Annotated in this window: 17 protein-coding genes, 2 tRNA genes and 1 riboswitch; of the genes, 14 read left to right on the forward strand and 5 right to left on the reverse strand. The window is 49.6% G+C overall.

Annotated features, from left to right (window positions below; genetic code table 11):
* The first annotated feature begins 158 nt into the window (after window positions 1-158).
* The 14 genes from pyrB (at window position 159) to HQ41_RS07425 (ending at window position 17,154) form a co-directional block, all read left to right on the forward strand.
* The gene (gene pyrB / locus HQ41_RS07360; RefSeq protein ID WP_152567368.1) at window positions 159-1,076 is read left to right on the forward strand and encodes an aspartate carbamoyltransferase; all 918 of its coding nucleotides are present in this window, start codon (window positions 159-161) and stop codon (window positions 1,074-1,076) included.
* Between the two features lie 35 nt (window positions 1,077-1,111).
* Window positions 1,112-1,570 carry an aspartate carbamoyltransferase regulatory subunit gene (locus HQ41_RS07365; RefSeq protein ID WP_044189938.1) on the forward strand — a complete coding sequence of 153 codons (459 nt, stop codon included), beginning with the start codon at window positions 1,112-1,114 and terminating at the stop codon, window positions 1,568-1,570.
* Between the two features lies 1 nt (window position 1,571).
* Window positions 1,572-2,189: a flavin reductase family protein gene (locus HQ41_RS07370; RefSeq protein ID WP_044189940.1), complete on the forward strand. Its 618-nt coding sequence runs from the start codon at window positions 1,572-1,574 to the stop codon at window positions 2,187-2,189.
* Window positions 2,190-2,233: 44 nt separating this feature from the next.
* Window positions 2,234-2,827 carry a LemA family protein gene (locus HQ41_RS07375; protein WP_044189945.1) on the forward strand — a complete coding sequence of 198 codons (594 nt, stop codon included), beginning with the start codon at window positions 2,234-2,236 and terminating at the stop codon, window positions 2,825-2,827.
* 22 nt (window positions 2,828-2,849) lie between these two features.
* The gene (locus HQ41_RS07380) at window positions 2,850-4,151 is read left to right on the forward strand and encodes a TPM domain-containing protein (protein WP_044189947.1); all 1,302 of its coding nucleotides are present in this window, start codon (window positions 2,850-2,852) and stop codon (window positions 4,149-4,151) included.
* A 141-nt stretch (window positions 4,152-4,292) separates the two neighbouring features.
* Window positions 4,293-7,016 carry a TonB-dependent receptor gene (locus tag HQ41_RS07385; protein ID WP_052405346.1) on the forward strand — a complete coding sequence of 908 codons (2,724 nt, stop codon included), beginning with the start codon at window positions 4,293-4,295 and terminating at the stop codon, window positions 7,014-7,016.
* 202 nt (window positions 7,017-7,218) lie between these two features.
* Window positions 7,219-9,438, forward strand: a complete 2,220-nt coding sequence (locus HQ41_RS07390) for a cation-translocating P-type ATPase (protein WP_044189950.1) — start codon at window positions 7,219-7,221, stop codon at window positions 9,436-9,438.
* A gap of 181 nt (window positions 9,439-9,619) precedes the next feature.
* A complete protein-coding gene (locus HQ41_RS07395; RefSeq protein WP_044190007.1) occupies window positions 9,620-10,897 on the forward strand; it encodes an ATP/GTP-binding protein in 1,278 nt (425 codons plus the stop codon).
* The gene (locus HQ41_RS07400) at window positions 10,884-11,582 is read left to right on the forward strand and encodes an RloB family protein (RefSeq protein ID WP_044189953.1); all 699 of its coding nucleotides are present in this window, start codon (window positions 10,884-10,886) and stop codon (window positions 11,580-11,582) included. Before HQ41_RS07395 ends, HQ41_RS07400 begins: the two co-directional genes overlap by 14 nt.
* Before the next feature lie 48 nt (window positions 11,583-11,630).
* Window positions 11,631-11,728, forward strand: a riboswitch (TPP riboswitch).
* Window positions 11,729-11,847: 119 nt separating this feature from the next.
* Window positions 11,848-14,085 (forward strand): TonB-dependent receptor, encoded by a 2,238-nt coding sequence (locus tag HQ41_RS07405; protein WP_044189958.1) that lies wholly within the window; start codon window positions 11,848-11,850, stop codon window positions 14,083-14,085.
* A 257-nt stretch (window positions 14,086-14,342) separates the two neighbouring features.
* Window positions 14,343-15,413: an aminoglycoside phosphotransferase family protein gene (locus HQ41_RS07410; RefSeq protein ID WP_152567369.1), complete on the forward strand. Its 1,071-nt coding sequence runs from the start codon at window positions 14,343-14,345 to the stop codon at window positions 15,411-15,413.
* A 270-nt stretch (window positions 15,414-15,683) separates the two neighbouring features.
* A tRNA-Lys gene (locus HQ41_RS07415) sits at window positions 15,684-15,756 on the forward strand.
* A 10-nt stretch (window positions 15,757-15,766) separates the two neighbouring features.
* Window positions 15,767-15,837 (forward strand) — tRNA-Cys (locus HQ41_RS07420).
* An 873-nt stretch (window positions 15,838-16,710) separates the two neighbouring features.
* Entirely contained in the window at window positions 16,711-17,154 is a 444-nt protein-coding gene (locus tag HQ41_RS07425) for an isoprenylcysteine carboxylmethyltransferase family protein (RefSeq protein WP_052405347.1), read from the forward strand.
* Between the two features lie 214 nt (window positions 17,155-17,368).
* Here HQ41_RS07425 and HQ41_RS07430 read toward each other — a convergent pair whose 3' ends face one another.
* The 5 genes from HQ41_RS07430 to HQ41_RS07450 form a co-directional block, all read right to left on the reverse strand.
* A complete protein-coding gene (locus HQ41_RS07430) occupies window positions 17,369-19,429 on the reverse strand; it encodes a M3 family metallopeptidase (RefSeq protein ID WP_044189964.1) in 2,061 nt (686 codons plus the stop codon).
* A 634-nt stretch (window positions 19,430-20,063) separates the two neighbouring features.
* Window positions 20,064-20,621, reverse strand: coding sequence for a DUF805 domain-containing protein (locus HQ41_RS07435; protein WP_044189966.1), 558 nt, complete (start codon window positions 20,619-20,621; stop codon window positions 20,064-20,066).
* A 14-nt stretch (window positions 20,622-20,635) separates the two neighbouring features.
* A complete protein-coding gene (locus tag HQ41_RS07440; protein WP_044189967.1) occupies window positions 20,636-21,217 on the reverse strand; it encodes a hypothetical protein in 582 nt (193 codons plus the stop codon).
* A 6-nt stretch (window positions 21,218-21,223) separates the two neighbouring features.
* A complete protein-coding gene (locus tag HQ41_RS07445) occupies window positions 21,224-23,542 on the reverse strand; it encodes a T9SS type A sorting domain-containing protein (protein ID WP_152567366.1) in 2,319 nt (772 codons plus the stop codon).
* Window positions 23,543-23,578: 36 nt separating this feature from the next.
* Window positions 23,579-25,201: a glycogen/starch synthase gene (locus HQ41_RS07450; RefSeq protein ID WP_044189971.1), complete on the reverse strand. Its 1,623-nt coding sequence runs from the start codon at window positions 25,199-25,201 to the stop codon at window positions 23,579-23,581.
* Between the last annotated feature and the right edge of the window lie 54 nt (window positions 25,202-25,255).

Genomic DNA, 25,255 nt, shown 5'->3' on the forward strand with positions numbered 1-25,255 from the left:
AAAGAGCTGCTAATATCCAAACTCGAGAACCTTTATAAACTCAGAAAACATAACGAAAGGAGGGACAAACTCATAGAATGGACTTGTGCAATGGTCTCTCAATGGGCGAAAATCGTTATCTTTGTTTGGTCTACATAGCCTAAATGCTTGCCGACCACATCGCAATGAAACATTTAGTATCTATTCATCAGCTTAGCGCAGACGATATCGTGCGCATTCTCGACAGAGCTGAGCTCTTTGAGCAATGTCCCAATCGAAAACTTCTGGAAGGACGTGTCATCGCTACTCTTTTCTTTGAACCCTCTACCCGTACACGCCTTAGCTTCGAGACCGCAGTCAATAGGCTTGGCGGACGCATCATAGGTTTCTCAGATGCCTCGACCAGTAGCTCAGCCAAGGGCGAAACACTCAAGGATACCATCAGTATGGTGGGCAACTATGCCGACCTAATCATCATGCGGCACTACCTAGAGGGTGCTGCCCTCTATGCCTCGGAGCTCAATAGAGCCCCTATCGTCAATGCCGGCGACGGAGCCAATCAGCACCCCTCGCAGACGCTACTTGATCTATACTCTATTCGCAAGACTCAGGGGACTCTCTTTGATCGTACGATAGTTATGGTAGGAGATCTCAAGTATGGGCGTACGGTGCACTCGCTCATTCATGGGCTATCTCACTTCCGCCCTCGCTTCATCTTCGTATCGCCCGATGAGCTACGTATGCCACAGGAGTACCTCGACTTCTGCGACGCACATGGTATCCCCTATGAAGAGACTCGTGACTTTGACTCAAGGGTCATCAATCAGGCAGATATCCTCTATATGACTCGCGTTCAGCGTGAGCGTTTTGTCGATCTAGAGGAGTATGAGCGAGTCAAGAATGTGTATGTCTTGACCAACGATATGCTCTCTGGGAGTAAGGATAACCTTAGAGTGCTTCACCCCCTGCCAAGAGTTGGCGAGATTGCACAAGATGTGGATGACAATCCTAAGGCGTACTACGTACAGCAAGCACAGAACGGACTCTATACTCGTCAGTCTATCATCTGCGAGGTGCTAGAGATAGAGGTTTCGTAGCCCAATAGAGTACAATACCATATTATATATAAGGTATGAACAAGAACACAATGATGGTGGAGAGCATCTGTGATGGTACGGTGCTTGACCACATTCCCTCGGATAAGTTATTTGCCATAGTTGCACTACTTAGGTTGGATCAGTTCTCTGCTCCGGTAACCATAGGGAATAATCTGGAGAGTAAACGCTATGGGCGTAAAGGTATTATTAAGATGACTGACCGTTTCTTCACCGAGGAGGAGATCAGCCGTATTACTATTCTCGCTCCGGACATTAGGCTAAACGTTATTCGTGACTTCAAGGTTGTAGAGAAGAAGGCCCTCAAGCTTCCCAAAGAGGTTGTGGCTCTGGTGCGTTGCCTCAATCCCAAATGCATTACCAACAACGAACCAATGCCTACACGCTTCTCTGTGGTGCAGGATAAGCAGAGGGTACATCTGGAGTGCCACTACTGTGGACGCAAGTGTATGGGTAGCGAGGCTCAACTACTCTAGTATGGGACGTGTAGACTGGAAACCCGGGACGCTGATCTATCCGCTACCCGCTATCCTCGTCAGTTGCGGCGACTTTGGGGCAGAGATGAATCTCTTGACGGCTAGCTGGGTCGGCACGGTTTGTACGAACCCGCCTATGTGCTATGTGAGCATTCGGCCAGAGCGCCACTCGTATGCGATGATCAAGGAACGTATGGAGTTTGGCCTCAACCTGACGACCGTAGAGATGGCCCGCCAGACAGACTGGTGTGGCGTAGTGTCTGGGCGTAAGTATGACAAGGTCGCAGAGATGGGTCTAGAGATCGAGCCTGCAAGCCTTATATCTGCTCCACTCTTGGTTGATAGTCCTCTGAGTTTGGAGTGCCGAGTACGTGAGATTATGCCACTAGGTAGCCACGATATGTTTCTAGCAGATGTGATTAATGTGCGTGCCAATGAGCGCTATCTCGATCCTAAGACCGGAGGCTTCGATATGGAGCGAGCAGGTCTGCTGGCATACGCTCATGGCGAGTATTTTGCCCTTGGAGAGTTCCTTGGGCATTTTGGCTGGTCAGTCAAGAAAACGACCCGAGAGGAGGAGCGTAAGCGACGAGCTCACGAGTCACGAAAGATTAAGTAATAGCAACAAAACAAGAATAGTAAACCAATCAATTAGCCAAGAAGATGAACAAAAAGTTTGCATTAATAGGCCTAGTAGTCCTAGCTATCGTAGCCCTAGCTTGGGGTGTAAGCCTATACAATGGCTTTGTACAGCAGGAAGAGGAGGTTAATACGGCTTGGAGCCAAGTAGAGAACCAGTACCAGCGTCGTGCCGATCTAATCCCTAATCTCGTTGCTACGGTCAAGGGCTATGCTGCTCACGAGCAGGAAACTCTACAAGCTGTGGTGGAAGCACGTAGCAAGGCTACGAGCACAACCATTGATGCCAATAACATGGATGAAGCCGCTCTAGCACAGTTTCAGCGCAATCAGGATGCTCTCTCCTCTGCACTCAGCCGTCTGATGGTGGTGGTAGAGAAATATCCAGAGCTCAAAGCCAATGAGAACTTTATGGCACTGCAGAGCCAACTAGAGGGCACGGAAAATCGTATCACCGTAGCACGCCGAGACTTCAATGAAGCTGCGAAGAAGTATAATACCGGGATTCGTCGCTTCCCAAGCAATCTTGTGGCCTCGATCGCAGGCTTCGATAAACGTCCCTACTTCGAGGCTCAGGCTGGTAGCGAGGTTGCTCCGACGGTAGACTTCGGTAAGTAATCAAAGCTAGAGAGCGATGACTATGAAGGCACTGAGATCGATAGGCCTACGCCTGCTCTTGCTTGTGTGTGGGTTGATGCTCTCTGGGTTCTTTGGCGTGTATGCCCAAGTCTACACGCCGGAGAATGTGCCCAATGTACAGCTCAGAGATAGCTTGCGTCTGACCTCCGACCCCAGTGGTACACTGACGGAGGCACAAGTGCGCAACATTGATCGTGAGCTGGTGACTATACGTAAGGCTCATGGGGTTGAGTTCGCCGTCGTATTGCTTCCCTCCATAGGCGATCGTGATATCGAGAGTTTCTCTACCGACTTGTTTCGCCTATGGGGTTTGGGGAGTAAGACCAAGGACAATGGGCTTTTGCTCCTGCTCGTTATGGATCGTCGGCAAGTGCGTTTCGAGGTTGGCTATGGGCTGGAGGGAGATCTTACCGATGCTACATCTCATAAGATACAGCGTACGTATATGTTGCCGCACTTCAAGAATGGCGACTATGAGTCGGGGATTATCTCGGGCATTCGGGCAGTGGGCCATGTGCTGGCGGATAGCTCATGGATTGCCGAGGAGCAAAACCGAGGCAGGCAGGAGGAAGACGACTTGATGCCTGTCGTAATCGTGTTGTTTGGGATATTTGTCTTTGCTCTTTTCCTCTCGTTTATCTCCTCGACCTTCAAGAATATAGCTCTGGTTCGAGATCCTTACACTGCTCGTCGTTTCTTCCCTCATGTCAAGTCCTACTTCAAGCTCTCGATTATCACATCTTTTCTGCTCCTACTTTGGCCAGTGACGCTAATCCTATTATATTGGCGTTATAGAGCGTTCAAACGCATCAAACCTCTGGTTGCTACGTGTCCGAATTGCCATCAACAGACGATGGCGCTATTGCCCAAGGAACAGACGATGCAGCATCTGACGCGAGGGCAGAGGCTTGAGATGCAGCTCAAATCTCGCTACTATATTGCCTATCAGTGTGGCGCATGTAGTGCAGTCGATGCCGTAGATCTGGCACGCACAGAAACCAGCTATAAGCGTTGCCCCAACTGTGATCACTTCACAATGAAGGTAGATTCCCAGAGTATAGTTCGTGATCAACGGGGCAGGCGCTTTATTCGTGCTTATCGATCTTGTATCAACTGCTCCTACATCGACGAGGAGGATCGTGAAGACCATGGCGAGTCGCTCCTAGACTCCAACGCTGGTCTCCTAGGCGCAATCGCAGGAGCCGTCATTTCGGGTGCAGCTAGAGGAGGCTCATCGGGCTCGTATGGCGGAGGCTTCGGAGGCGGTTCTTCAGGTGGTGGTGGTGCTACTTCTGGCTGGTAGTACAGAGGGTGTACCTATCATTAGGTATATTACTGTGCATCATACCTATTATAGAATATAAGGAGGCTTTGGCCTCCTTTTTTTTTTATACATTTGCGCCGAGATCAGTCAAATGAACACTGACTTGAAACATTTATTACTATGGATCGTAAGTACTTATTACTCCTGCTAGCACACCTAGCGATCAGTCCAATCTCTGTTATCAAGGCCGAGCCTGTGGAGCAGCGCAAGCATCAAACTACAGATGCTAATGTGATTGGGCACGTTATTGACAAGAAAACCGGTGATCATCTTCCCGGCATCACAATCGGCATCAAAGGCACGACCTTTGGCACAGCTACCGATGCCACTGGACACTATTACCTCAAGCATCTCAAGCCGGGGCAGGTCACGCTCGTGATGCATGGGCTCGGCTACAAGAGCCAAGAGAAGGTCGTGACCATCGAGAGGAATCGTACCATCGAAATCAATTTTGAAGCCATACAAGATGATATTCGTCTGGACGAGGTAGTCGTTTCTTCCAACCGACAGAACACACTGCGTCGTTTGGCTCCTACACTTGTCAATGTCGTAGATGGTAAAACGTTTGAGCAAGCCAATGCCAACAACCTAGCTCAGGGGTTGGTCTTCCAGCCCGGGGTGCGTGTAGAGAATAACTGTCAGAACTGCGGCTTCAACCAAGTGCGCATCAATGGTCTAGATGGTCGCTACTCTCAGATCCTTATTGATAGCCGCCCCGTAATGAGTGCTCTGGCTGGCGTCTATGGACTAGAGCAGATCCCTGCCAATATGATAGATCGTGTAGAAGTCGTACGTGGAGGCGGATCGGCACTCTTCGGTTCGTCAGCTATTGCTGGGGTTGTTAATGTGATTACCAAGGAGCCTATCAACAATAGCGTTATGGTGAACGAATCTCTTGGTATGACTGGCTTCAAGTCTCTAGACAACAACCTAGGCTTCAATGCTTCTGTCGTGAGCGAAGACAATCGTTCAGGAGCTATGGTCTTTGGGCAATCTCGCTTCCGCAGAGGCCATGACGTCAATGGAGATGGCTACACTGAGCTTGGTCGCATCGACTCACGAGCCCTTGGCGGACGTGCCTATATTCGTCCTAGCGACCTGACTAAACTTACGGCTGAGGTGCACACTTTCCACGAAGATCGCCGAGGTGGAGATAACCTAAACTGGCCAGATCACGTGGCAGCTGTCCGTGAAGCTACTAAGCACTCTGTCTACAGCGGCAATATCAAGTTCGATCTTTTCTCGGAGAGCTATAAGCACCATCTACAGGTTTATGCTTCGGGCCAGGCTGTGCGCCGTGAAAGTTACTACGGCGGTATCGGCAAGCCTAATGCTAAAAACAAGGACGGCAATGAAATCAAAATAGGTGGAGAGCCAGTACCCGGTGGTCGCATTGGCTTCCCAATTCACCCATCGGACTATGGGCTTAACTATGGTCTTACTAGTGGACGTACCTATGTAGGAGGTTTGCAGTACACATACGACTTTGACAAGCTGCTCTTTATGCCTGCTCAACTGCTTGTGGGATCAGAGTACACACACGACTATCTGTCCGATGTGATGCCTATCCGCCAGTGGTACACGGAGAACTGGCTCGAGGGTAAGCACGGAGGTAAGTCGCTGTCCGAGCCAATCAATCAGACAATTCGCAATGCAAGTCAGTTTGCTCAGATCGAGTGGAAGAATGATATGTGGAGCTTCTTGCTAGGTGCACGCCTCGACCAGAACTCAGCAGTGAAGGATATGATCCTTAGCCCTCGTGCTACGCTTCGCTTTAACCCAACGAAGAACATTAATCTGCGTGCTACATATGCTAAGGGCTTCCGTGCACCACAGGTCTTCGATGAAGACTTGCATGTGGGTGTTGTGAATGGAGAAGCTACTCGTGTGGTGAATGATGACAATCTACGCCCCGAGATTTCCCATGCCTTCAGCCTAAGCAATGATATGTACTTCCGTCTAGGTGCAGAAACTCAGCTCAATGTATTGGTTGAGGGTTTCTATACCAGACTGCTTGATGTATTTACCAATCACAAGGTCAAGACAGAGAATGGTGTCACTTATTTCCGTCGCTCCAACTACGGTCTAGATGATGATCGTAAAGTCGTAAGCTCTGGTGCCACGGTTATGGGAGCTAACCTAGAGACCAAGGTAGCTTACCGCTGGCTACAAGTACAGGCAGGGCTGACCCTGACAAGCAATAAGTACGATGCCAACCAAGAGTGGGGTACTCGCCACAAGATCGAGGGGCTAGATAAGGAAGAGCAGTACTTGGACTATGTGCCTAAGGCTGATGGTAGCCAATTCGTGGCTGAGGCCGAGGATTCTGAGGCTCAGACTATCTCTATGACAAGCAAGGAAATCTTACGTACGCCATCTGTCTATGGCTACTTCACCATCGGCATTAATCCGATTAAGCCTCTGAATCTTTCGCTTACGGGTACGTACACAGGCCGTATGTGGGCACCACACGCAGTCGTTTGGGGGCAGAACTCAGCTGTAACAGATAGAGAAGCAATCGCTGCTGGCCTTCGTAAGCAAGACTTTGTGGTAGGTCTAGTAGATGATAAGGGAGCGCCCATCATGGAGGGAGGCGAAGCTAAGAGTGCTGCTCCACAGTGGGACGAGCTTGTGCATACACCATCATTCTTCGATATGGGGGTACGCATCTCATACGACTTCCAGATGTTTACCAAGACCAAAGTACAAGTCTATTGTGGTGTGAATAATCTCTTCGGTGCTTTCCAAAATGACTTCGACTTTGGCCCAGATCGTGATAGCGGTTATATCTATGGACCTACGATGCCTCGCTCTGGCTATATGGGAGTTAAGTTTTCATTTTAGAAGATCTCTGCATAAGTGTCGGTTGTAGGGAAGTACTCCTGCAGAAACCGTATTATATATAGAGAGAAATCTTGAGGGCGGTGTGTCGGAGTGAAACCTTCGACGCACCGCTTCCTTTTTTGCCCCATATTTAATCTATGGGATAGCTAACTTTAGAGGGGGTAAAGATGTTATTAAGAAAATATATCATACACTAGTTATTATGGCTACAACGAAGAAAATACACTGCCCCCTACTAGGGCTACACTGTGCCTCTTGTGCAGCCCGTGCAGGTCAGGTGCTAGGAGAGCTTACAGGAGTGATAGAGGCGAACGTCAATCTAGCCTCTGCAACTGTCAGCATCGTCTATGATGAGGAGGCTATCACCCTAGATCAGATGCGCCAAGCCATAGAAAATGCTGGCTATGATTTGGTTGTAGGCGATCTAGAGGATCGAAGTATCGAGGCTAAGCGCCAAGAGGCCTATCGTTGGCTCCGCAATAATACGATCTATGCTCTCATCGTTGGGGCAGTCGTCATGGTACTCAGTATGTATAATTTATTGGGAGCTTACAATGCTTATATCTGTTGGTTGCTGGCTTCTTACATTATGGTTGTCCCCGGCTGGGCATTCTTCCAGAGGGCATACAGCCAGGTCAAGAGCAGAAGCCTCGGTATGGATACCTTGGTAGCAGTGAGTACGGGTATTGCTTATCTGTATAGTACGTTCAATTTGTTTTTCCCCGATGTGCTACGTTCTATGGGAGAGGAACCTCATCTGTACTTTGAGGCTCCAGCTATGATCATCGCTTTTGTTCTCTTGGGCAAATTCTTAGAAGAGAGAGCCAAAGGCAATACCACTGAAGCAATCAAGAAGTTAATGGGGCTACAACCCAAGGAGGTTGTTCGCCTCACTCTAGAGGGACTCGAGGAGGTTTGTGCGATTGATCGGCTTAGCTTGGGAGATCGTATCCTAGTACGTCCGGGTGAGGGAGTAGCAGTGGACGGAATCGTGCTTCAGGGGCACTCGGCGGTAGATGAGAGTATGCTCACTGGAGAGTCGATGCCCATAGATAAGTCTGTGGGGGATCGGGTATATGCCGGGACGATTAACCATGATGGAGTCTTGACGGTCGAGGCTCTTAGCCTAAAGGGAGATACAGTACTAGCACGCATCATCAATAGAGTCAAGGATGCTCAGGGATCACGAGCTCCTATTCAGAGGCTGGTAGACCGCATTGCAGCGAAGTTCGTGCTCGTGATCCTTGTTATAGCCCTAGTGACTTTCTCTCTGTGGATGTGGTTAGGCGGTACGCAGGGGCAAGTACTCGCTCAGGCACTTATTGCCACAGTGACGGTATTGATTATTGCTTGTCCATGTGCTCTTGGATTAGCTACTCCCACAGCCATCATGGTGGGGATAGGACGAGCTGCCTCTGAGGGGATTCTGATTAAGGATGCCGAGAGTCTGGAGCAAACGAAGAACATAGATACGATTGTACTGGATAAGACCGGAACCCTCACCGAGGGTAAGCCTAAGCTAGTAGATCAATTATGGTTTGTGCCAGAAGAACTACAGCTCAAAGGTATATTGCATGCTTTGGAGAGCAAGAGTGAGCATCCGTTGGCTAAAGCGATAGTTGCGGCTCTGTCGTCCGAGACTGTAGGGTATCCTCCCATTGAGTTCTCGCGCTGGGAGTATCTTGTCGGTTTGGGAGTCGTGGCGGAAGCTTCTGGGCAGACTTATCTAGTCGGCAATCTAGCACTCCTCGCCCAGTACGAGGTAGCTCCAGATACCAGTATGCAGATTAGGGCTCAGGAGATACTCAGCTTGGAGCAAACGGTGGTCTACTTTGCTAGAGAGGGTGAACTCGTTGCTGTGCTCGGTATTGCCGATAGTTCCAAAGCTACTTCGGCAGAGGCAATCAGTCGCCTTCGAAAGAAGGGAATCGAGGTCTGGATGCTGACAGGGGACCATGAGGCAGTAGCCCATAGAGTGGCTCGAGATCTAGGGATCGACCATGTGAAAGCAGGTGTATTGCCCGAGCAGAAAGCTGATTTTATAGCCGAGCTCAGAGCCCAAGGCCGTAAGGTGGCGATGATTGGCGATGGGATCAATGATAGTGCCGCCTTGGCAACTGCCGATGTAAGCATTGCTATGGGGCAGGGGAGTGATATTGCTATTGATACTGCTATGGTCACGATTGTTTCAAGCGACCTCCTTCGTTTGCCAGAGCTTATCCATATCTCTCACCTTACGGTACGCACGATTCATCAGAATTTATTCTGGGCGTTTATCTACAATGTCGTAGCTATTCCTATAGCAGCAGGCATTCTATATCCTTTTACGGGATATCAGATGACGCCTATGCTGGCAAGTATTGCCATGACCTTGAGTAGTGTGAGTGTCGTTAGCAATAGCTTACGCCTCTATCGTAAGTAGTCTTAGGGGCTTTGTACATGGGGCGTGCCGAGGGTTAATCTCGGTACGTCCCATTTTTTGTCCCATCGCTGTGTATACATTTCATCTGTCGTAGCTGTTGCTCTCGATATAAATGGCTAAATTTGTGTGGTATGCCTCGAGGAATACTGACGTTATTGCTAATGAATTTATAGGAGAAGGTATGTTGGTCAATTTTACATTTCAGAATTTTCGCTCTTTTCGTGAAGCGAAAACCCTCAGCTTGGAGGCTAGTTCTATCGAGGATCTTGAGAACTCAGTAGTACGTCGTGCTGGCTATCGGTTGCTCCCGGTGCTGGCCATTTATGGCGCCAACTCTAGTGGTAAGAGTAATGTGTTAGAAGCCCTACGTACCATGCGTCGGGTGGTGCTGAACTCAGTTAAGCTAGATCCTACCGACAATCTCAGCTTCGAGCCCTTTTTGCTACGAGATACGCCTCAGAGAGAGAGCTCATTTGAAATCCAATTTATCCAAAACGATGCTTTATACCGCTACGGGTTCGATTATAACGAAACTAAGATCCTACGTGAATGGCTCTACGAAACTAAAAAGAAGGAGGCTTTCTTGTTCAGGCGTGAGGGCAGTCGCTACGAGATCAATCAATCGAGATTTAAGGAAGGCAATGGAAAGGAGAAGGCTACACCACCCAATAGGCTCTTCCTCTCTCTCGTAGCGCAGCTTAATGGAGCTAAATCTCAGTTGATCCTTGAGTGGTTTCGTCGATGCAACTATCTTTCCGGTCTTAGTGGATCAGACTATGAGGGCTATACTGTACGTATGTTTCATAAGGAGCTAGAAGGCTGCCAAGAGGCACGTGACTTCTTTAGGAGAATGCAGCTAGGGTTTAATGACCTTAGAATATCGGAGAGAGAGTTTACCGACGAGGATCTTGCGGAGGGGGCCATGCCAGATCGTATTCGTCGTGAGCTGGTTGAGCAGCTGCAGGGAAAAACATTTCTGGAAGCACAGACGGTACACAATATATATAATGCTAAAGGTAAGATTATCGGCACACGGCACTTTCCAAAGGATCGTATGGAGTCTGATGGAACTAAGAAGCTGATTGAGATGGCTGGCCCTATTTTTGACTCTCTCCGAGATGGTAAAGTGCTTATCATTGATGAGCTAGACGCTAAGCTTCATCCAATTATGACTCGTAATATCCTCCAGCTCTTCATGAATCCTTGCAGTAATCCTCATGGAGCTCAGCTCATCTTCGCCACACACGATACTAATCTCCTCAATCTTACCTACCTGCGTAGAGATCAGATTTGGTTTACAGAGAAAGATCGCACTAGTTCGAGTGACTTATACTCTTTAGTGGAGTTTCGCTCGACTCCGAGCGACGAACGTAATGTGGCAAGAGATTATATTAACGGACGGTATGGTGCAATCCCATTTCTGGGCCTAATTGACAAAAAAGAAGATGAGAAGATCTAGGGTTGGAGCCACGCCTAAGACGAAGTTGGGGCGTAGGGAGGGGACACGCTCACAGGCTGTTTACTTCCTAATCGTAAGCGAAGGGGAGAAGACCGAGCCCAATTATTTTGCGTCCTTTGCGATGAATAGACGTCCCGAAGAGATTCATATTGAGATAGAGGGAGCGGGGCGTAATACTTGTTCACTCGTCAGATATGCGCTTGCCAAGCGTGCGGAGCTAGAGTGGTTGCTTCATCGGCAGTTCGATCGAGTCTGGGTTGTTTTCGATAAAGACGATTTCCCAGATCGGGACTTCAATGAAGCAATTCGTATGGCCGAGCAGGAAGATATTCGGTTAGCTTGGTCAAATCAAGCCTTTGAGTTGTGGTTCTTGCTTCATTTTGAGCTTCCTAGAGGTCCTGTAGATAGGCGAGAGTTTCGGCCTCGGTTGGAGTATCTCATTCAGCAAGGACACCCCAGATACAATCGAAAGCGCAGATATCGCTACAAGAAGAATGCGACCAATATGCGTCGTCTCCTAGTGGACGCAGGAGGTTTTGTAGATAGAGCTAAAAGAAATGCACGAACACTAAGGGGGCTATTCTCCGATACCAACTACGCACAACACAATCCATGCACTACGGTTGATTTACTGGTTGAGGAGCTAGAGTACCCCGAGCTAGTTCTATTGCAGAGGGCTTGGTAGTCTTGTTTTTGGTCAGATAGGTTTTTATCCTATCTTTGTCCACGACTTAGAAGGATAAAGGGGTGCTAGACTGTAGTCTAGCTGAGATGAGACCCTCAACACCTGATCCGGGTAATACCGGCGTAGGGATTTTCCACCATAGACAGGTTGCACGTACCACATTCGAGTACATCCATACGCCCATCAAACTTTAATCAGGAGAGCCTCCTCCCCCGTTTTGATTTCTTCGTCGCGTATGTTCAATCAATAATCAAGATTATCATCGATGAAGCAAATTGCATTATCAGCTCTATGCCTTAGCTGTGTCTATGGGGCCACTGCGCAGAGCACAAGCGTACTAGACACCACTAAGGTGATCGCACTACAAGAGGTGTCGGTCCTGGGTACCAAGGCTACTAAAAAGACTCCGATGTCCTACTCCAATCTAACCAAAGAGACCATCAAGAAGGGCAATCTCGGGCAAGACCTGCCCTTCCTCCTACAGATGCAACCCTCTGTCTTAGCTACTAGCGATGCTGGTACGGGTATGGGCTATACTGCCCTTAGGGTGCGTGGGGTAGATGCTGCGGGCATCAATATCACCACTAATGGTGTGCCCGTCAACGACTCCGAGAGCCAAGCTGTCTTTTGGGTCAATATGCCAGACTTCGCCTCTAGCGTCCAAGAGCTACAGATACAGCGCGGGGTAGGTACCTCCGCCAATGGTGCAGCCGCATTCGGGGCAAGCATCAATATGCGTACGGACAATCTGTCGCTCAAGCCGCACGCAGAGGTGGGGGTGAGTGGAGGATCGTTCTCGACTTTTCGCCGCAATGTACGTGTCGGCACAGGACGTCTCGGGGGACACTGGGCTGTAGATGCGCGCCTCTCCAAGATTACGAGCAATGGCTATGTCGATCGCGCTACGGTCGATTTGGGTAGCTACTTCGTACAAGCTGGTTACTTCGGCGAGCGTACGGCTCTGCGCTTCGTTACCTTTGGTGGTGTAGAGAAGACGGGCATTGCGTGGAATGGAATCAGTAAGGAGCAGGAGGAGAAATTTGGTCGTACATACAATCCTGCCGGGCATGTCAACCCCAAAGCTCCCGCTAATCAGGCCTATTACTACCCCAATACGGACAACTACAAGCAGAAGCACTATCAGCTCATCTTGACGCATCGCCCTAGTGAGAGCCTATCCCTCAACCTTACAGGGCACTATACCGAGGGCTTCGGCTATACCGACGAATACCGCACAGGACGTAAACTGGTAGAGTACGGGCTCAATAAGTTTAAGGATGCCAATGGCAAGACTGTATCGAATACTTCGCTTATCCGCCGTAAGTACCTAGATAATGATTTCTATGGTTTCATCGCTTCTGCCAACTGGAAGCAGGGGGCTTGGGAGTTGAATGCAGGCCTCTCGGGCAACTACTACTATGGCGATCACTACGGCGAGCGCCGCTGGGTAGAGAACTATTCCGAGCCTGTTTACCCTGAGAGTCGCTACTATCAAGATATTGGACGCAAGGGGCAGGCTGCTGCCTACGTTAAGGCCAATTATCAGATCACGCAGGCGCTCTCGGCGTACGCCGACCTACAGTATCGCTTCATCAACTACCGCATTGATGGAACTTATGATGGCTACGACTCCAAGCGCAAGAAGATGCAGGACATTAATCTGAATAAGACCTTCAACTTCGTCAACCCCAAGGCTGGTCTATACTATCAAATCGCCCCAGAGCATCACGCTTATGCTTCTGTGGCTGTGGCGCACCGCGAGCCTAATCGTAAGGGCTATACAGAGGTATCGCCCGCAGATTATCCACGCCACGAGCGTATGATTGACTATGAGCTCGGCTATGGCTACACAGGTGAGAACTTCAAGCTATCTGCTAATCTCTACTACATGGACTACAAGGATCAGTTGGTGGCTAATGGTAAGCTGAGCGATGTGGGTGGTGTGCTCCAAGAGAACGTGGACAAGAGTTACCGAATGGGGCTAGAGGTGATGTCAGCTTTTAAGCTGACTAGCTGGCTACGCTGGGACGCTTCGCTCGCCTTGAGCCAAAGCAAGATTAAGGACTATAGTTATCACTTCTCTACTTATGATAAGGACTGGGAGTGGTCTGGCCTGAAGGAAGTCAAGTACAAGGATACGGATATTGCCTACTCTCCCTCGGTGATTATGACCAACGCCTTGAACTTCGTATACTCTGGCCTTGATGCTAGTCTGATCTCTCAGTTCGTCGGCAAGCAGTATCTCGACAATACAGCCGACGCCGTACGCAGTTTGCCTGCCTATCATACGCTTGGCCTTCGCCTAGGGTATGACCTGCCTCTGTCGCTAGCTAAGCAATGGAACGTATCTCTGCAGGTCAATAACCTGCTCAATACGCTTTACTCTAGCAATGGTTATATCTATGATACAGGTATCCAAGCCGATGGTACGACCTATAGCGATGTGCGCTACTTCCCACAGGCTGGGATTAATTTCTTGCTAGGTACGACAGTTACTTTCTAGTCTTTTCCCGTTTACCTATAGTTTTGATAATTTAGCTCCTTGCCCCACAAATCCCTTTGATGGATTTGTGGGGCAAGGTCTTTTTATTGTCTTCTAGATTGCTTTTGCCATTGCTTGACTAATTTTTGGGTGGAAGTAATCTCTAGTTGTAAGGAGAGGCATGGCCGCATAGTACGATAAATCAAAAAAATAGAGCTCTCTATCAAACATAATTATATTATATTTGTGCCACATTATAAATTATCATACTCATAATGATGAAGGATATAGTCTGTCAGTTTATCGCTTGTGATCAGTACGGTGGCGTTAGAGCCTTTGGTAATGGTCACATCAACGATACTTATGCAGTAGCGGATGCCCAAGGCGTAGACCGTTGGGTGCTACAACGTATCAACCACCACGTCTTCCCTCGTGTAGAGGTTTTGCAGCGCAATGTAGCTATTGTCGCCGACACTATTCGCCGCAAGCTTACAGAGGCTGGAGATCCCGATGTGGAGCGTAAGTATCTCAACTTCTTGCCCCTGAAGAGCAATCCTGAATGCAACTATTACTTCGATGGCGAGAACTACTGGCGTCTATGTACATTCATCCCCGATAGCATGAGCCTCTCGGAGCTATCTTGTGAGTCTGCTCGCTATGCAGGCGAAGCCTTCGGGCAGTTTGAGGAGATGCTCTCCGATATCCCAGAGGGTGTGCTTGGCGATACGATTGTAGACTTCCACAGCATGTCTTTCCGTTTGCAGCAGTTGCGTGAGGCCATCTCTGCCGATCCCGTAGGGCGAGCAGTTAAGGTTAAAGATTTGGTGGCAGAGCTAGAGAAGCGTAGTGAAGATATGCTGCTACAAGATCGACTATATGCCGAGGGTAAGCTACCTAAGCGTACGATTCACTGTGATACTAAAGTGGACAATGTACTTTTCGACAAGAGTGGGCGTGTGCTCTGTGTAGTCGATTGGGATACGGTGATGCCGGGATTCATACTCAGTGATGTGGGTGATTTTATTCGTACGGGCGTTAATCTAGCTCCAGAAGATGAGGTAGATCTAAGCAAAATCGGTGTGAATATGGGGATCTATAAGGCATTCGTCGAGGGCTATCTCTCTACCGCAGGCAAGTTCCTCAACGAAACGGAGCGTAGTCTGATTGCCTATGGTGGTCGCCTAATGACTTACATGCAGACCGTGCGCTTCTTGGCAGACTACATCAACGGAGATACCTACTTCAAGGTGCATCACCCAGAACACAACCTACACAGAAGTCTGGCACAGTTCCGCTATCTGCAGTGCCTAGAGGAGAAGGCAGCTGAGATGGAAGCTCTGCTAGTCTAAGCTCATCGGCTTAGTAGTATAAATAGCTACACACTTGCCCCAGCCTCTACGATATAGGTTGTAGAGGTTGGGGTAAGTTTTTTTATTTCTCATTGTTGATGCTTGCTGGTAGAGATTTTGTGTCAATATTAAAGTTTTTGTCATCAGCTCTTTATCAGTACAGATGAGATTAAATGAGGGTTTAGTTGGTCAAATTGCTTGTATTATTCGGTTTCTTTTCCTATCTTTGCATCGCAATTCGAGATCAGGTATTGACGATTGCTTAGGGTAGAGTCGCTAGCTCAGTCGGTAGAGCACATCCCTTTTAAGGATGGGGTCCTGGGTTCGAACCCCAGGCGACTCACTCAAAATAAGGTTCCTTGGCCGAGTGGTTAGGCACCGGTCTGCAAAACCGTTTACGGCGGTTCGAATCCGCCAGGAACCTCAAACGAAGCTCCGAAGTCCTTGTAGTAAAGGGTTTCGGAGTTTCTCTTTTTGGGGAGAGAGGAGAATGTAGAGGTAAAACTACGTATTACTGTAATCAAGGAACAGGGCGGGTTGGTGCTTGGGAGCGATTGAGCTGTGCAAGCATCAAGATAGAGCATTACTTCTCTGAGTATATCATTTTGCCTGCGCTCCTTGCAGAGAACAAATTATCTTTAGCGTCTCCTTTTTCTAACTTTTCCCTTGTTACAGCAACTACAAAAATGAGACCATTGCACAATAAACCCCTTCGTCGCCTCAGTTCCTTCGAGTCGTGTTTTGCTGCTTGAGGCTGTGTTTTTCAACTTGGGTATCCTCCCCCTTTACCCCGACCTTGTGAGCAATGGGCTACAAGGTCGGGCATTTTGTGCTTATTTGGCTGCTTGAAGCACNCAACTTGGGTATCCTCCCCCTTTACCCCGACCTTGTGAGCAATGGGCTACAAGGTCGGGCATTTTGTGCTTATTTGGCTGCTTGAAGCACAAGCAGCCAAATAACCGTAAAATCCCCATCCCTGAGGGATATTTCCCTCAGGGATGGGGATAGGGGGATAGTATTCAAGGCTCCCAAAGCCGCTCAAACACGCAAAAAAACACAGCCTCAAGCAGCAAAAAACGATTGGAAAGAACATGGTGATATAACCCTAGCATTGAGCAATAGGCTCATAAGGTGTAGTTTAGATGCGTTGTTTGATGTGTCTTCGAGATAGTGATTAGGGTAGATGATTATAGTAGGCAATGTATCAATAAGCTATCTCTAGGATAAATGATACCTTTGCGCCAAAAGTAGATGACCATTTGATATTATTAGCGATCAATAAAGGAACGGAAGTATCATGAAGCTGAAAATACCCCCCGTAGTAGTTTTTGCTCTATTCGCCTTACTGATGTGGGTTGTGGCACGTCATGTCTCGTTTATTGACTTTCGCTCACTCTACCTCGCTGTGGCATGTCTCATGGTAGGTGTGTGCGTGGCTTTTGCCGGTGTAGTAGCCTTTCGACGAGCCCGTACGACGCTTAACCCACATAGAGTTGAGAACAGCACAGCGCTTGTTGCCTCGGGGATCTATGCATTTACTCGCAACCCGATGTATTTGGGGCTGGCGATCATGCTTGTTGGCTGGGCTTTTTGGCAGGGAGAGCTGCTGACCTTGCTTGGGGTTGTAGGTTTCATGGTGTACATAACTTACTTCCAAATTAGGCCCGAGGAGCAAGTATTGAAGGCGAAATTTGGCAAATCTTTTGATGAGTATTGCCACAGAACTAGACGGTGGCTCTAGATTGATTTCGAGATTCCGCCACGGAGCCTAACCTCAATGAGCTTAGCTCATTCTGCCTATAAGGGACGAGGGAGTGGCTTGAGCCTTAATACTTCATTGGGGTATGCAGCAGGGGCTGTAGTAGTAGAGCTAATTGGCTCGCATACTACAGCCCCTGCTGCGTTATATCCGAAAGTATCTCGTCTGTTACATCTGAAGTGATGATCTATTAGGGCTATGCGCCTTGGGGGCTAATGCCGTCACGCTCCAGTAGAGCGTCGATCGTCGGCTCTTGGCCACGGAAAGCTACATACAGATTCATCGCCTCACGCTTGTCTCCTTGCGAGAGGATCTCTCGTCTGAAGCGATCAGCCACTTCACGGCTAAATAATCCTTGGGACTTGAAGACAGAGAACGCATCAGCATCTAAGACCTCAGCCCACTTGTAACCATAGTAGCCAGCGCTATATCCCCCTGAGAAGATGTGCCCGAAAGAGGTGCTCATCATTGTACCCTCGGGCGAAGGCGGTAGTACTAGAGCCCTTTGCCATGCCTCACCTTCAAATCTCTTGATGTCTAGGTCGTCCGCTACGGGCTCTGTGAGTGTGTGCCAAGCCATATCGAGCAAGCCGAAGCTAAGCTGTCGGCAAGCGGCATAGCCCACGAGGAAGTGCTTGGCACGCTCCATACGCTCCACGTATTCACTTGGGATTGGTTCGCCAGTTTGGTAGTGGAAAGCGAAGCTACGCAGCCAGTCCTCCTCTGCGAGCCAGTTCTCCATCAGTTGGCTAGGTAGCTCTACGAAGTCACGTGCCACGCTTGTACCGCTAAGAGAGGCAAATCGGCACTTGGAGAGCATACCGTGTAGGGCGTGGCCGAACTCGTGTAGGAAAGTATTGACCTCTCCTGCCGTCAGCAGTGCAGGGCGGTCGCTCGTCGGTGGTGTGAAGTTCATTACCAAGATGATGTGTGGGCGATGGTCAGAGCCGTCTTCTTGCTCATACTGATCTTGCAGTGTATTCATCCACGCACCACTCTGCTTACCCTCTCTGGGGAAGAAGTCGGTGTAGAGCAAAGCTAGATAGCCACCGTCTGAGTCGTGCACCTCATAGGTCTTGACGTCTGGGTGATAGACGGGTACATCTTGGCGCTCGACAAAGCTGATGCCGTAGAGCTGATGGGCTAGGCTAAAGATAGCATCGGTAACACGACCAAGTTCAAAGTACGGCCTCAGCATCTCATCGTCTAGCTCGTAGTAGGCTTGCTTGTACTGTTCTGCCCAGTAGCTCCAATCCCAGCTCATTAGCTCTCCCATAGCTCCCCGCTCGTGAGCGAAGGTCTTGATCTGCTCGATCTCACGCTCGGCAACAGGCTTGTAGGCAAGTAGAAGCTTGTCTAGTAGCTCGTACACACGCTCTGGCTTGCGTGCCATACGCTTGTGCAGGGCATAGTCTGCAAAAGTAGGATATCCGAGGAGCTTTGCCTCCTCAAGGCGTCCATTGACGAGGGTACGTATGTTGGCTTGGTTGTCGTACTCGTCACCTGCCGCTCCGACGCTCATCTTGGCTAGATACATCTTGCGCCGCAGATCGCTCTTGGGGGCGTGCTGCATAAAGGCGAAGTAGCTTGGTGCACTTAGGTCAAATAGCCAGCCGTCCTTGTGTCCCTCTCTTGTGGCTGCCTCTCTGGCTATTGTTAGGGCGCTCTCTGGCATGCCAGCTACATCGCACTCATCGGTCAAGTGTAGACGATAGCGCTTCTGGTCTTTTAGCGTATTTTGACCATACATTAGGCTACACTGGCTTAGGCTTAGGCTGAGCTCCTCTAGTCGTGCTTTGCCCTCAGGCGAGAGTAATGCACCGCTCTCGGCAAAGCCTTCGTAGCAATTTGTCAGCAGGCGAAGCTCCTCTTCCTCTAGATTGAGGCTCTCACGAGAGTCGTAGACAGTCTTGATGCGTTCGAATAGAGGAGCTGATAATATGATGTAGGTAGAGAGCTCGGAGAGCGTAGGCATGATCTCCTCCGAGATTTTCATCAGCTCGTCCGTACTGTGAGCATGTAGTAGGTTGAAGAAGATGCCGGTAACACGCTCCAAGGCACTGCCACAGCGCTCTAGGGCAAGGATTGTATTCTCGAACGTGGGAGCCTCGGAGCAGGAGATTATGGCATCGACCTCGGCACGCTTCTGAGCAATTGCCTCGGCGAAAGCCTCACGATAGTCCCCCTCTGTGATGCGATCGAATGGGTACGCACCATGTGGCGTCTTAAATGGTGCGAATATAGGATTCTCTGTCATTTGGGTCTATTAATTAATTTTCTCACAAAGGTAAGCAGATTTCGGTATTGACTACCATGACTAGAGGGGTGCTGGGCGAGGAGTTTGACCTATTGACTTAGATTTATCTTCTAGTTTGATAGAGTTTGATCGTGCTTGTTGCCACCATATGTGTGTTTGCGTTGCATGAGTGATGTGTCTGATGCGCTAGCTGTCTTAGTCCAGAGGTTGTTTGGCAGGCCTATGTAGGGTTAGCTTTGCGGTACATTTTCTCTAGAGCTAACTTACCTCTATATAGAGGGGGTCTTCCTCTATGTAGAGCAAGCCTTACTTCCGATAGAGCAAGGCTTGCTCTAGAGATTTTTCTGGGAGGTTCGATGCTCTCGACCTGATTTCTTGGTTCAACTTCTACCGCCCAAAAATCCTTTTGGACTTTCGAATGGGATATGCTAATAGCTAGCTAAGAAAACTTTGCGCTGGAAGAATACCACAGGAGGCTCAATTTCTGCTCGTGTGTAGGGGTGTGCAAAATAGAACTGGTTGGAGCGCTGGTATTGTTACGAATAAGCCCTTGGGAGCTGTTGCTCAACGCAACCTCCCAAGGGCTTATCGTTTTTGTTACTTATATCCTCCTCTGTCTTATGGACTTTCGGGGCTAATTGGGTTCCGAATTTGTGGCGTGTAGAGCTTTGGGGTCTTGGCCATAGCGATTGGCGCCACGTGTGCCAGACATGAGGAAGAAGACAATGAAGATGAGCGCTACGACAATCGAAGCAATACCTACTACGGCATTGCCCCATATTAGTAGCATAGAGTGCTCACTGGAGGTGGCTGTCAGGGAGAAGAGCATGAGAACTCCCCATATAGCACCTACTATGAGGATAGGCGTAGCCCACCAGCCCGATCGGTTGATGTCGTGCAATCGGCGCATACAGAGGGTTAAGAATGGAGGAAGGCTAATTAGTGAAAAAACGATAGCCAAGGACATTTGCAAAGGATTGCTACTCCCTAGAGGTGTCTGTGTCGTACCCGACACCCATGCTTCGTCTTCGTGCGGCCCCCAAAGAAGCAATCCCGCAAACAAAAGCAAGACCAAAATAACTGCATAGAACAGTTGGAAGCCCCAAAACTCCCTGCGGCGTGCACGGCCACGAGGGTTTATATAGTTCACCATGTAGCACTCTTTGAAGTAGCTAAGCAAGCTCTTTTTCATAACTCTACGGGGGATTATTGGATTGTACGATAGATTAGTTCCTCTCGTTTGCGTTTGGGGACGTAGTGTCGTCCTTCTTCATCTCGATAGTAGCGGATATTTGCCTCAGCATCTACATCTCTGACTTCTACCTGCTCAATAGGTTTACCAATGGCTACGAGGCTGATGGGCATCAGATGCTCAGGGAGGTCGAGCATAGTTGCTATTCTTTTGGGGTCGAAAGAGAGAAAGATACATGCTCCGAAGCCAGATTCTACGGCCATTAGCCCTAGGGCTTCTAGATGTAGCCCTTCATCAAATCTAGCATTTGAGGCCAAGCGTGTATCAAGTAGCTGCACCACGAAGGCCGTCGGGCGTTCGTTTTCGCATGGCCCAGCCCATTCGACTAGGTATCCAGCCCAAACGACTGATTGGCTGAGTGTGTGGCACAGAGCATCGTCTGTCACAAGTAGATATTTGAGCGGTTGCATATTGCGTGCCGAGGCCGTATAGCGCAGTCCTTCTATCCAAGAGGCCATAATTTCTTGGCTAGGACGTACCGAGCGATCGAAGCGGCGATAGCTCCGATTGCGTTTGAGTAACTCGATCAGTGTCATCGTATTTTATTGATAGATGAATTTAAGCGTACGCTTCACTCCCTCAGCCTCAATATGAGCGATGTACACCCCACCAGTAGCCAAGAAGTTGATCGGCAAGATGTGCTCTACTCCCGAGGAGAGATTCTGCTCATATATTAGTTGCCCATTGAGGCTATACAAACGCAGCTGTGCCGAGGGCAATTGTTTGGGCAGGAGTATGTAGAGGTGAGATTGGTAGTAGTAGCATTGTATCTCTGTACCCGACACAGCGGGGTTGGGGATAGCTAGCACCTCGGGTGGCGTAGGCGACTGCACTAGGAGGTCTACCCATAGGTCTCCGTTGCTAGGCGCCCAGCCAGACTCGCTCAACTCAAACATATTCCAGCTCGTTGCCGTCTTACGTTTGGCTTGATAGAGTAAGGGTAGTCGGATAAACTCGTTTGCAGATTTAGGTGTGAGCGTGAGCATATAGGATCCTTTCTTGAGAGAGGTTGGCTGCTGAGTTGATAATGTAGGCACGAATAGCTCAATGGTATCTCCCTCTAGGGTGCGACCTGCGCTATCGAATTTATTCTTCTTCTCCTCGTAGCGTTGGAAGGTCGCAGTGTTTAGCTCCGTTTGCCAGACCGTTTGCCCTAAGGTGTGGTCTTGGGAGAGTTCTCTCAGTCTGATGTCTATCTGTGGGAACGATGTCTGCAGATGATTATCGCCACGGAAGAGTAGATAGACTCCAAGGGGGGTAACTGCACCTTCTTTTAGCTTGACGATACGTCCTATACCTCTGAGCTTCTCGGCTGGCAGCAGCTGTATGTCGTCCTGCTTGGGCGAATTGGGGGGGAAATCACTTAGGCGATAAATAGCATTAGTCGCATTGGGATCATAACCTGCGCACAAAGTAGCACCCGTATCATCTGGATCTAGGAAAGGCTTTAGGCTCATAAAGTCAGTCTTCTCAAGCCAAGTGCGGTGAATGGCGTAGTAGTGGTCGCTCTCGGGCGAGCTACAGGTTGAGGCACCTCCCGTCAGAGCGCCGATTAGCAGACCGCTCTTGTCAAATAGGCCAGATCCCGACGATCCTGCCGCCGTTGTGCCAATCTCCCAGCGAGGAATGTACCAGTGCTTCTCGTCCCATGAGAGTCCGATACCTATGGAGTAGTTGTCCTCGATAGCTATTGGTGCATTTGTCGTTTGGTTGTATCGCTTAGTTGTAGCCAGAGGGTGATGAATACCGACGTAGGGGTGGGGAGGGGTAGGGCTAGTATTCCAGCCAGCATAGTAGGCATTGTAGGCCGCAGGGATAGGTAACAGATTGTCGTCTGCGTCCTTGGGTAGCCCTGTGATGCGGAGCAAGGCCATATCAGCCTCGGGGTTATAGGCTACCAATTCGGCGCCACTGAGCGTCATTTCTTCTGTCCCACGTATGTTGCCATTGGCTTTTTGACTTTGGAAGCCAAAGAAGAAAACAGTCGTTTTGGCCTCTTGCTTGATTTGCTCTAGGTCGATGAGATCGTAGAGTCGATTGACGTTGTGAGCCGCAGTGAGTACATAGGCTGTACCATCGCCTCGCAAATTGTTGATTAGCGTACCTGTGCTGTATAGCCCACCGCTGACGACTTGCAGGAGTGTGGCACGAGATTGGTTGCTCCACTCTGGGAAAGCGACCACATTGCGTGCACAGTCCAGCTTAGGTAATGTGTTGCGATTGCGGTCGAATATCGGCTCTCCGGCAATGGCGCTACGGGCGATCTGGGTACGCATTCCTAGGTAGTCGTGGTGTAGTGTCTTGATGACAAATGGGACTGTGCGCACACCATCGGGGGGGCATTCGTACTCTAGAGTAATTTGTTCGCCCAGCACAGGAGCTAGGCTGAGCAATCCGTCAGTGTTGTTGTTGGCATCGGTGAAAGCACCTCGTCTGAGCTTATCAGCGCCATAGATGTATAGAGCAGCACCCTTGGGTAGATGATATTGACTGAGAGTAAGCCCGATGCCTTTCGCATCAGGGCTTGTGATTGTAAGACTCCATGTATAGCAACCACTATCATCGATCAGCCACTCACCACAGCTCTCTGGCGATAGGTTTAGCTCTCTATTCACAGCAAAGCGAAGCACACGAAACGCTTGCTCTCGTGAGCTATCTCGAGGGAAATCCTGCTCGGAGAGCTGTGACAGACGAACGTGTGCTGTCGTCTTTGCTCCCCCCACACCACTTGTGGTGACAGCTCTCATCTCAACTCCTCTAGTGCTGCGTGCAGGGCGGTGTACCGAGTACTGCCCCTCGGCTTGAGGGGTTAGCCCTAGAGGGAGCAGGAGCATCAAAAGGAGTCTAAACCTATTTGCCATAAAGTCTATATAATTAACAGTGTTGTTTTGCTACTACTACTTGATACCCTTGTAGGCCTTGAGGTAATGCTTGTAGAAGTGCTTCCACTCAGCTTGCTCGGCTAGAGCCATGGCCTCCTCACGTAGTTCCTTTGTTGTGCCTAGTTTGCCAGAGGCAAGTGCCTCAATATGGTTGGCTATTTCGTTGACCACCTCTTCGGTATTGTAGTCTGTTCGCTCCACGAGGCGTACTGGGACACCCGCTTCGGCGTAGCGTTTTTGGCCACTGAGCTGATCTTCTGCCCAAAGACCGAAGCCCGCAAAGTTGGTTGTAATGGTCGGTACGCCGAATGCTATGCTTTCTAGCGGAGTATATCCCCAAGGTTCGTAATAGCTTGGGTAGACAGTCAGATCCATGCCGATGAGCAGATCATAGTAGCTGAGGTCTATGATGCCGTCGTTACCGTGTAGATAGCAAGGGACGAAGATCATATTGACTCTCTCGTTTGCTTGGTCAAGCCCTAGGTAGCGGAAGTGGCTCTGCGCTGCATCGTCTTGCATATTGTGTAGCCAGTGCGTCAGACTAGGGTGCTGGAGTGCCCCTGTGCTTGCCTCCTCTGGGTGATCTAGCAGATACTTGAGGTCTGCACGCGCCTCTGCCACCCAAGCCGGTACGAGTAGGAAGGCTACGATGGGCCGTTTGCCCGCATAGCTATGTCTGAGCTTAGCTACAGACTCAACGAAGAGATCAATGCCCTTATTGCGGTACTCATAGCGCCCGCCTAGAGAGATGAAGCAAGCCTTGTCGGTAATGGGCTGACCAGTAAGCGCCGAAGCCACTTTAGCTAGACGTCCCCGAGCCTTCTTGCGTGCACGATCGTAGGCACGTCCCTTGGGGACGAAGTCACCCTCGAAGCCATTAGGCAGCACTACGGGCTCACGCTCGATGAGCTGTTTGCACTCACGAGCCGTAAGTTTGCTCACAGTGGCGAAGCAGTCTGCAGTGTGAGCCGCACGCTTCTCTACCGAATGCTTGGCTTCTACATTCAGTTCGCACGCCATTTGGTCACCATTGTAGTGCTCCATATAGGCGTAGAGTTCCTTGCCATTGCCTGCGATTGAGCGACCCACCGTGGTGGCATGGGTAATGAACATGGTGCGGAGCTTGGGCTCTACTGTCTTGGAGTAGAGTAGTCCCATTCCCGTTTGCCACTCGTTGAAGATAGCAATGTGCTTGCTCCGCCTGGGCAGTATCTCCAAAATACTATGCATCACACGAGCTGCTGCTACACCGAATAAGCTTGCCTCGTCGTAATCTCCGTAACCCTTGTCGCTCTGTAAGCCATACTGCTGCCACATCTCGAAGTAGAGGCTTTCACGCTCCTGCCATAGTGGAGTGAAATCTACCAGTACCACCGCTGGTCTGCCCGGCACACTCCAGCGACCCACTACCGTACGTAGGGGGAGCTTAGCCTGCTGGCTATTCACCCATGCGCTTAGCTCCTCGGGGACGCAAGCCTCGAAGTCTATGGGTAAAGGTTCTCTCTCTTGAGCCAGCAGAGGGCCAATAAAAACGACTGAGCCCTCGTGCGCCTGCATCATGGCTCTAGCTCTCGAACTGAGGACGGTATAGATACCGCCCATTTTATTACATACCTCCCAGCTTGTTTCTAGTATCATTATGTTGTTTCGTTTGAGTTTTTAGTCTGATTCTTCTCCAAAAATATGCCACTT

It is taken from the genome of Porphyromonas sp. COT-290 OH860 (assembly GCF_000768935.1).
In the GTDB taxonomy this organism is placed as follows: domain Bacteria; phylum Bacteroidota; class Bacteroidia; order Bacteroidales; family Porphyromonadaceae; genus Porphyromonas.